The sequence below is a fragment of the Chryseobacterium pennipullorum genome, from assembly GCF_003384725.1.
Lineage (GTDB): Bacteria > Bacteroidota > Bacteroidia > Flavobacteriales > Weeksellaceae > Chryseobacterium > Chryseobacterium pennipullorum.
The window spans coordinates 55,348-65,014 of sequence record NZ_QNVV01000012.1 but is presented as its reverse complement, the minus strand read 5'-3'; the positions used below and the strand labels follow the sequence as shown (position 1 = coordinate 65,014).

The window sequence follows — 9,667 nt, the reverse complement described above, 5'->3', positions numbered from 1 at the left end:
TCCGCGAGAGATATAGTTTCCCACAGATCCCACAGATTTTCACAGATTTTAAAACTCTTGTGAGCCTACAAAATAGGACAACATTCTACTATTACCACACTTCCATTTTAATCACAGAGTTGTCATCCTGTAAGGGTTAAACTATTTACGGAGGATCCCTACTCCCGATGTCATAAAATAAACAAAAAGTCTATAAAAACAATAGACTTATGATGTTAATTTTAATTCATTATGCTCAGTGCACTTTTTTTAAAACTTTTTAACATTTAACAAAAACAAATAAACAGCTTATTTACAGCAACATACACTTTAAAATCATTATCTATTTTCAATAACCTACTAATTTAGTAGACTAATATGATTTTTCTCATACCCGTATTTAGCCATCTTTATGAATTATTAAATAATTTTGACCCAGTTAAAAAAAATAAACTTTATTCTCATGAATAAGAACGACTTTGATTCTTACCAGTTTACCATCACGGCTATTGCAGCTGTTCAGCCGCAAGACTGTACAGAAAATGGCCATTCAAAACATCACATCAATTCTAAAGACCTGTGTTTTGAATCTATGATGAGTATGTGTACCATGATGATGTCATAACCTTCCGAAGAAATACACCTTACTGTAGGAATTAAAGCCCGGCCAGTTCAAAGCATGATCTGATCAGGGTAACTCTCCCTTAACTTCATATGTCCCTACTACACCCTCCCTGAAAAAGGAGGCAGGAACTTATTATCTCATCACCGGAGAGATCAACAGTAATACACCCGTTCAATTTTAAACTTAAATATGATATAGAATGAGAAAAAAACAATGCAAACTCGGTGTATTAGCCCTGCTCCTCATTGCAGAATATGGCTTCGCACAAACGAAAGACAGCCTTTCCAAAGAAAATGCCATCAAAGAAGTGGTGGTCGTTGCTTTTGGAAAGCAGAAAAAAGAAGAAATAACCGGATCTGTACAATCATTAAAGGCTAAAGATCTTTCCAATCTTCAAAACGGAAATATCCTCCAGGGAATCGGAGGTAAAGTAGCCGGAGTACAGGTGATCTCTTCCGGTCAGCCCGGCTCCCAGCCTACAATCAGAATGCGGGGAATAGGCTCTATCAATGCTTCCAGCGATCCATTAATTGTACTGGATGGAATTCCTTACAGTGGAAACCTCAACAGCATTGCGGCATCAGATATCGAAAGTATTTCTTTTCTGGAAGATGCTTCTTCCAATGCATTATATGGCTCCCGGGGGGCCAATGGAGTAATTATTGTCAACACCAAACGGGGCAAAAGCAAGGGACTCAGTATCGAGGCTGATGTAAGAACCGGAGTTAACTTCAGATCTATAGAAGATTATCCGGTCTACACTTCACCACAGGATTATTACACGGCTTATTATAACAGGGCGAGAATTGGAGAAATTGCCAGATTGACGCAGCCGGGTGCTGTTCCTTCCGGTCCTACCCCGCATGATGTAGGAATTGGCGCACTGGGAAAGCTCGGATATAATGTGTATAATGTTCCTTTCAATCAGCTGATCAGACAGGATGGCTCATTCAATTCTGATGCACAGCTGCTCTATCAGGATGACTGGAGAAAACTGCTTTTCAAGCCTGCTCTGAGAAGGGAGGCTACAGTAGGAATCAATGCCAATGGTGATCAGGTAAAGTCTTATACTTCTTTAAATTATCTTGACGATAAAGGCTATCTTATCTCCTCCGGATTTGAAAGGTTTGGAATTCGATCCAATGTAGACTACTCCATTACCTCAAAATTAAAGTTAAACACAGCCCTGTCCTATACCTACAGCAAACAAGACTTTGGGGAAACGGGAGGCTTTTCGAATCCCTTCCAGTTCGCCAGAAATATCGCCCCTTTCTATCCCGTTTTTCTCCGCGACAATCGCTACCAAAGGCTTTATGACAATGACGGAAATGCTTTATATGATTATGGAGACGGAAGTGGACCTAACGGAGCCTCAAGATCCTATGCCGTTTTTGAAAACCCCGTAGGCAACCTTCAGAAAGATAAATCTCAAACAACAACCAATGTTAGCAATATTAATCTCGGATTAAATTATGAAATCATTAAAGGTTTGGATTTCACGTACAACTTCGGGGCTTATCTTGAAAATGTACGAAACCTTCAGTTTGGAAATACAGAAGGCGGTACCTCTTCTTCCGTCGGTGGAACGATAACAAGAGGTTCTCAGTTTAAATACACCCTGAATCACCAGCAATTGCTTACCTATCAGAAAAAACTGGATAAACACAACTTTAATATTCTCATCGGACATGAACTGAACAAGATTAAAAACGAAGGAATATCAGGCACAAAGCAACAGCTTTTACTCCCTAATTCATTGTCTTTTGATAATGCCGTGAAAATAACAGATTTATCAGGAAGCGGCTATGAATATGCAGTAGAAGGTTATTTTTCAAGATTGCTTTATAATTACGACAATAAATATTTCTTTAATGCCAATATAAGAAGAGACGGGTCGTCTGTGTTCTCTCCGGAAAGTAGATGGGGTAATTTCTACGGACTGGGAGCTGCCTGGAATGTAGCCAAAGAAAATTTCTTAAAAAACAATTCGGTGGTCAATGCCTTAAAGCTGAAAGTATCTTACGGACAGCAGGGAAATGATAATATCCTTATCGATAGCTCCACGAGAGATTATTATGCCTATCAGGATATTTACGGGATCAATAATTTTGGTGATGACAAACCGGTTCTTTCTCTGAAGAAGCAGGGAAATAAAGATCTTAAGTGGGAGACTTCCAAAAATCTGAACGCCGGGTTTGAAGTTTCACTTTTCAAAAACAGGCTAACGCTGAACGCAGATTATTTTGAGCGAAAAGTATCTGATATGATTTATACTCTTCCCCTGCCCCCTTCTAATTCAGGGTCGTATGTGAAGTATGGAAATATCGGCGATATGACGAACAGGGGAATACAGGCCAACATCAATGCAGATATTCTTCGCACCGACGATTTTCAATGGAATATATATGCTAACGCCACCCACTACAAAAATACCATCACCAAGCTGCCGGCGGAGCAGAGAAATACAGGACTGGTTACCGGACTGTTTATTCTTACCGAAGGGGGTGACCGATATACCTATTATCTGAAGGAATTTGCAGGGGTAAATCCCGAAAATGGTGATGCCTTATGGTACCGTACTGCACTGAATCCCGTCACCCAAAAATTAGAAAAGACTGTAACCAACAATTATAAGGAAGCAACCGACTACAATACCGGAAAATCTGCAATTCCAAAAGTATATGGTGGATTCGGGACGGATATCACCTATAAAAGGCTGAACTTATCGGTTAATTTTGCCTACCAGTTTGGTGGATACGGCTATGATGACATTTACAGAAGCCTGTTCCATTCAGATACGTATGGTTCCAATTATTCTACCGATCTGGACAAAACCTGGACACCGGAAAATCCTGGTGCGGCTTTACCGAGGGTAGACCTTACTTCAACGAATCAGAACGGAAACTCCACCTTGTATCTGATCAAATCAGACTACATCAGCCTCCAGGATGTTACCCTGTCGTATCAGCTTTCTGAAGGGTTTGCCCAACAGGCAGGCTTATCCGGTTTGAAAATCTATCTGACAGGAAACAATCTATACTTATGGTCGAAAAGAAAAGGTTATGATCCAAGAGCTTCATTAACCGGAGTATCCGATTCCTACAGGTATTCCCTGCTGTCGAGTGTGTCTTTAGGCTTTAAACTAACTTTTTAACAGAATCTATGAAAACAATAAAATACTTTATCGCAACGATAGCCATTGGCCTTACCACCAGCTGTGCCAGTGATCTCAATACCTTACCGGACGGAGATATTTCCGGCGAGCAGCTGAATACGGACCAATCAAGCCCTGAAAAAATTCTGGGTGGCATATACCTGGATCTCCGCAGTAATGGCGCAGGGGGTACGACTTCTCATTCCGATTTTGGAATTATGGGAATAAAATCAGGAGCTGACCTGATGTCTAATGATGTTATCCAGTCTACGAATCAACACCTGGGAATGTTTTATAATTATGAAGCAACAAATGCCAGTAATTCCGCCGCTGAAATTGTCTGGACGACTTTCTATGCCAGAATATTTATCATCAACAAGCTCCTTGATGAGCTCAGGAACGATACAGGTACCAAAAACAGAGCAATTAAAGGACAATTGCTGGCCTTGAGAGCCTATTCTTATTTTTACCTGATCCGGTTTTATGCTCATGATTACAAAGGACATGAGTCCGAACCAGGCTTACCTTTAGTACTTACGAGTGCCAATCCAGAACAGGGACTTCCAAGATCCACCGTCCAGGAAGTATACGGACAGATTACAACAGATATAGAAGAATCTATCCAACTTCTGGACAGCTTTGCCCGTACGACCCGGGCCCAGATTGATCAAAGGACAGCTAAAGCTATTGCTGCCGAAGTTTATTTACAAACAGGAAATTTTATAAAAGCAGGTCAATATGCTGCCCAAAGTAAAAATGGCATTGCCTTAATGACAGAAAACGATTATACAACAACAGGGTTTTCCAACATCAACAATCCTGAGGTGATCTGGGGGTTCCACAATACCATCTCTACAATGAGTATAGGAAATTACTATGCTTCTTTCTTTTCCATGTTCGATAATACCAACGAAGGGTATGCAGGTGCGGCCCAGATCCGTAAGCTGATTGACAAACGTCTTTATGATGAGATTCCGCAGACCGATTACCGTAAAAAGGTCTTCAATGGCAGCCAAAATGCGTCTTATACTTTCAACGGAAAGACAAAAAATTATCCGCCATATGTAAGCTGGAAATTCAAAGATCCGAGCCTCTTTGAAGGGGATTATATTTACATCAGGGCCTCCTCCCTGTACTATATAGAAGCTGAGGCGCTTGCCCGACAAGGAAGAGAAGCTGAAGCCAGACAGGTACTGTTCGAAATTTCTTCAAAAAGAGATCAGGCATACACCCTGTCTTCAAAATCAGGAAGTGAGCTCATCAATGAAATTATCCTTCAAAAAAGAATAGAGCTATGGGGTGAAGGCTACGCCTGGTTTGATATGAAAAGGCTGAATATTCCCCTGGAAAGAATATATTCAGGAACCAACCACACTTTTGGAAGATTTAATCTGACCCCTGATAAATTCAGATTCCAGATCCCGAATAAAGAGATTAATAATAACCCACAAATCAAGCAGAATGAATAAATAGATGAAACAAACGCTGAAAAGCACGACAATTTTAATATATTTTGAATAGGAGGCAGTCTGAATAAGGCTGCCTCTTATTGTATCCGTGAACGGATGATAAGCTTTTCCTGCGATGGATGAATAATTCCGGAGATCCATCCATAGTCTGGCCCTGAATATCAGGGCTTCCCTATTTATAAATGTTTTTTTATATGCAAATACATTTCATTGACAATAAATCAATAAAAAACACAAATTAATAATAATTCACTAAGCATTGTAATATTAAGAATATATAAATAAAAATCACTTATGATGATTATTCTGTAATCTTTGTTTAAAATGTGGTACGAAACACTTGTTTTACAACGAATTAAAGGTGTAAAAAATCAATACAATAAATATATTTTTTAGTATTTTTGCAACCATAAGCTATTATAATTACAAAAATTATTTTTACGATAATTTAAATTAGGACATTTAAAACACTTTAAAATATGGATATTTTTCATATTTATTTATCAAATAATTTTTCACTTTTTACTAAATTTCTCACTATAAAGTGTTTTTATTTTAAAAACATTCATTCATACTGGTATAAGAATATAACATGATTATGAAAACTACTATTCAAAAAACTTTTTTTTCAGCGAATGCAAAAAAACTGTCGTTCTCTGCTTTTTTACTCTCATTGCTAACGTTTTCGCAAACCGGTTTTGCTCAGACAAGAGTGGTGGTAAATCCAGGTCTCGAGTTTGGTGTGGCAAATGCTACAGTGAACCAGCTTGATGCTAATTTCGGATTCGGTGCTACCTTTGATGCCGGTACCGCAGCAACATCCCCATGGTACACCTCGCACCCTACGCAGGCCGGAGCCTGTACCGCCGGAAGTTCGGGTGCCTGCCATCCTATTGAAGTATGGGGTACGGGCTTTAATAATGTTCCTGCTGCCCAGGGAACCAATTTCGTCGAACTGAATTCATTCGTCAGTTCAATGATTTATCAGAATATGTACCTGGCTAATGGAGATATCATTACGTATTCTTTCAGACACAGAGCAAGATCTGTTGCTGCAGAACAGGCCGCCATGGTTATTGAAAATCAGAATCAGGTAAACATTGCCACTGTAAAAGCAACCACGACCCCAGCGAGTATGTCTGCATGGTCACTTAACCAAGGTACATATACTTTTACAGGAACCTCCGGTGTTTACCGTGTAGGTTTCAGAGCTCTTGTTGATGGTGGAAGTCCGGGTCTGGGTAACTTCCTTGATGACATCAGAATATCGCTCAACCCGCTTATCGATTTAAAGTTCTCTAATGCATTATCTTCATGTGAAGGATCAAGCAACGGTAATTTGTTTTTGAGAATTAGTGGTGCTGTAACGGGAGCAACCACAGTAGCTGTTCAACTGGTAAATCCTGCGAATGGGACCGCATTTATTACAGATAGTGATATCAGCTTAACGCCTGTTGCCAATTCAAACGGTACTCCAACCATATCTCACACCCCGGGAAGTAGTATTTATCTGATCACAGTACCTCCCGGAAACTATGATGGAGGGGTGATCCCAGGGTTTTCAAGTCCCAATAACGATGAAGATGGTGTGGCAATTAACATCACGTCAGTAAATGACGGACTTGATGAGCCTAACGAAACATTTAAATTTGAAATTAAACAACAGGGAACAAACGGAGCAACCAACAATTTTGTATCCACATCCTCCCCGGTATTTGGTGACACGTATTATCCTGCAACCAATGATTATTTCATACAGAAATGTGTATGCTACGATAATGCCAATACAGGAACTGCAGGGATAGATTCCAAATTTGGAATTACCCTTTTAAAAAGAGCCGGCGGCAACAGCAACAACTGGCCGATGCTCAGAAAATCAGCCCATGCTGTTTTAGAATCCAATACCCAGGGGTTTGTCATCAGCAGAATGAGCACACTTCAGGTAAATGCAATTGCATCTCCACAGGAAGGAATGATGGTGTATGACACCACAGCAAAATGCCTGAAACTGTATGACGGAACGGCATGGAGGTGCTTCAATACGCCCACCTGTCCGTAAATTCATACCGTATCATCACCTATAGAACCATCGCCAGCGAATTAAAAAAATTAAAGAAAATGAAACAAATCATATTAACCGTATTTCTTGGAGCCACAGCAATGTCAAATGCCCAAGTTGTTATTGGGAATGCCACGGGTACAGCAGCTGTAAAAACTTCTGTTCTGCTAGAATTTCCTGCCAATGAAAACAAAGGACTTATCTTACCCTATGTACGAACCCTTCCTGCTGCTCCGGCAGAAGGGACAATGCTTCTTGATGCCACCGACCCTACCAAAGCACGTATAAAATATTACAACGGCGCCTGGGTAGACTTAAGCGGACAGGATTCGAATGTTACAAGTGCTCTGGCTGCTCAGCCTACTGCTGCACAAACCCCTGAAACTCCATCTGCTAAAGTAGTCATAGGAGCGAGCTCCAGCACGGCCAATGGAGTTCTGGTGTTAGAATCTACAACCCGCTCCATGGTTCTGCCGATTGTAGCAGATGTACAAAATATCCAGAATCCTTCACCAGGAATGATGGTGTATGTTAATAAAGCCGGAGCGAAACGTTTAGCGGTCTTCAACGGCAGCAAATGGTCTTATTGGAAATCGTAACTATTGTGAAACATAGTATAAAACCCACTTCTGAGCGAAGTGGGTTTTTGTTTTCAAATTCTATTGTCGGCATTGTACATAGCTTGAACGGGCTAAAGCCCATCCCTATTGAAATCCATTCACCATCAATTTTGCACCCCATCCTCACCATTGTGAACATTTTTATTTTTCTGCTCAGTACCTCACAATCAGAACGCGCTAAAGCCCGTCCCTATTGAAATCCATTCACCATCAATTTTGCAACTCATCCTCATCATTGTGAACATTTTTTATTTTTCTGATCAGTGCCTCACAGTCAGAACGGGCTAAAGCCCGTTCCTATTGAAATCCATTCACCATCAATTTTGCACCGCATCCTCATCATTGTGAACATTTTTATTTTTCTGATCAGTACCTCACAATCAGAACACTTCTCTTTAATCAAACTTAATAAACATCTGATCAAAATTCAGGGTCATCCTATTAAACTGACGAATCACATCCTGACCTATATTGCCGTAGGCTGTTTCTTTATTAATCTTAGACTTTAGCACATTGACATTCTCCAGCAAAACTTCCTTTCCCATAATATGAAAAGTATGCGATATCTTGTATCCGTCATACTCTATCTTTCCTCCTGCGCCTCCCATACCGATCTTAACCATCTGATACTGCCTGTCAATCTGGTTTTTGTTTTCGGCATAAAAAGGAGCGTAAAGCATGGTATGATCTGCACCGGTATCAAAGGTAAAATGTTTACCATCTACAAAAATAAGCGGAGTCAGTCCGTCTATTGCCATATTGGATGGGGCATTGATTTTGGTTTCTTTATCGGGAACGGTAAAAAAATCATCCTGACTCAACTGTACTTCTTTCAAGGCTTCTATTACCGGAAATCCCAGAATTCCGTTGATCTGATAACTGATTTGTGGAAAACTGAGCGCCGTATCTGCAAACACCAGAAATACAGCATTTTCTATGACCGCATTTCCCAGCACCAGTTTTTTACAGACCGCGAGATCCGCTTTCACGGCAATGCCCGTAATGGCATCCACATCAATATCAGCAGGGATGATTTTCATTTTCAAACGTTTTGCTGTTGTCGCTGACACCGTAGAGATATTGGCCCCCGTATCGAAGATAAAATTCATATACTCTTCCCCTATGCTTACTTTCAGGTTTTTTAATCCTGCAGCATCTTTCTCCATTTTCATACGCGTACTTCCGGTGAACGTCACCTTTTGTCGCGGCTCATTTTCGAGTGCGGTCCAGATTTTCAGATTATTTTTAAGGTCATTTCTTTTTTCTTCTGTCAGTAACTTGTCATACACTTTAAGAGCATTTTGAACTGCATTTTTTGCCCCTTTGTAATCATATTGTTTCATACAGTTATCTTCCTTAAGAGACTGTATTTTAAGCATAAGCGAATCCTGAAGTTTAACTTTTGAAGATTCCAGCTCTGTTATTCTGCGATTAGACTGCTCAGGCCTGTTAAAGGCATTATCAAGCACAGCTTCGGTAAAATACTGATATTCTGCCGGCAGCTTTTTTTTCGATTCTGCATAGAGCAGACGGGCTTTGAAAAAATTTTTCTGCTGAATTTGTTTGTAGACCGCATTAAATGCCGGGTCTGAGGCTTGGCCAAAACTCTTGCCTGACATCGCTAAAAGCATAATCAGAATCATTGTGTATCCTACCTTTTTGACTGCTCTGCAATAGATATCTTTTTTATTACAATCGCTAATTTTAAAGTAAAAGTCATTCATAATCAGTATAGGGTATTGATTCTGCTAATGTATTAAA

Annotated in this window: 6 protein-coding genes; 5 read left to right on the top strand and 1 reads right to left on the bottom strand. The window is 40.1% G+C overall.

Features of this window, described 5'->3' with window-relative positions:
- Positions 1-442: 442 nt before the first annotated feature.
- The 5 genes from DRF67_RS21575 (at position 443) to DRF67_RS13860 (ending at position 7,885) form a co-directional block, all read left to right on the top strand.
- On the top strand, positions 443-604 hold the full coding sequence (locus DRF67_RS21575) for a hypothetical protein (RefSeq protein ID WP_165851800.1): 162 nt from the start codon (positions 443-445) through the stop codon (positions 602-604).
- Positions 605-803: 199 nt separating this feature from the next.
- A complete protein-coding gene (locus DRF67_RS13875; protein ID WP_115928890.1) occupies positions 804-3,758 on the top strand; it encodes a SusC/RagA family TonB-linked outer membrane protein in 2,955 nt (984 codons plus the stop codon).
- Between the two features lie 8 nt (positions 3,759-3,766).
- Positions 3,767-5,227, top strand: a complete 1,461-nt coding sequence (locus DRF67_RS13870) for a RagB/SusD family nutrient uptake outer membrane protein (protein ID WP_115928889.1) — start codon at positions 3,767-3,769, stop codon at positions 5,225-5,227.
- A gap of 598 nt (positions 5,228-5,825) precedes the next feature.
- On the top strand, positions 5,826-7,286 hold the full coding sequence (locus DRF67_RS13865; RefSeq protein ID WP_123912745.1) for a hypothetical protein: 1,461 nt from the start codon (positions 5,826-5,828) through the stop codon (positions 7,284-7,286).
- Between the two features lie 59 nt (positions 7,287-7,345).
- On the top strand, positions 7,346-7,885 hold the full coding sequence (locus tag DRF67_RS13860) for a hypothetical protein (protein WP_115928930.1): 540 nt from the start codon (positions 7,346-7,348) through the stop codon (positions 7,883-7,885).
- A 416-nt stretch (positions 7,886-8,301) separates the two neighbouring features.
- On the opposite strand, the gene DRF67_RS13855 is transcribed toward DRF67_RS13860, so the two are convergent.
- Complete coding sequence (locus DRF67_RS13855; protein WP_165851799.1) at positions 8,302-9,549, bottom strand: retropepsin-like aspartic protease; 1,248 nt, start codon at positions 9,547-9,549, stop codon at positions 8,302-8,304.
- Positions 9,550-9,667 lie beyond the last annotated feature (118 nt).

Excerpts from the sequence above, each read along its gene's own strand:
- DRF67_RS13860 (WP_115928930.1), top strand. The coding sequence starts at position 7,346 with ATGAAACAAATCATATTAACCGTATTTCTTGGAGCCACAGCAATGTCA.
- DRF67_RS13855 (WP_165851799.1), bottom strand. The coding sequence starts at position 9,549 with ATGATTCTGATTATGCTTTTAGCGATGTCAGGCAAGAGTTTTGGCCAA.
- DRF67_RS13875 (WP_115928890.1), top strand. The coding sequence starts at position 804 with ATGAGAAAAAAACAATGCAAACTCGGTGTATTAGCCCTGCTCCTCATT.
- DRF67_RS13865 (WP_123912745.1), top strand. The coding sequence starts at position 5,826 with ATGAAAACTACTATTCAAAAAACTTTTTTTTCAGCGAATGCAAAAAAA.
- DRF67_RS21575 (WP_165851800.1), top strand. The coding sequence starts at position 443 with ATGAATAAGAACGACTTTGATTCTTACCAGTTTACCATCACGGCTATT.
- DRF67_RS13870 (WP_115928889.1), top strand. The coding sequence starts at position 3,767 with ATGAAAACAATAAAATACTTTATCGCAACGATAGCCATTGGCCTTACC.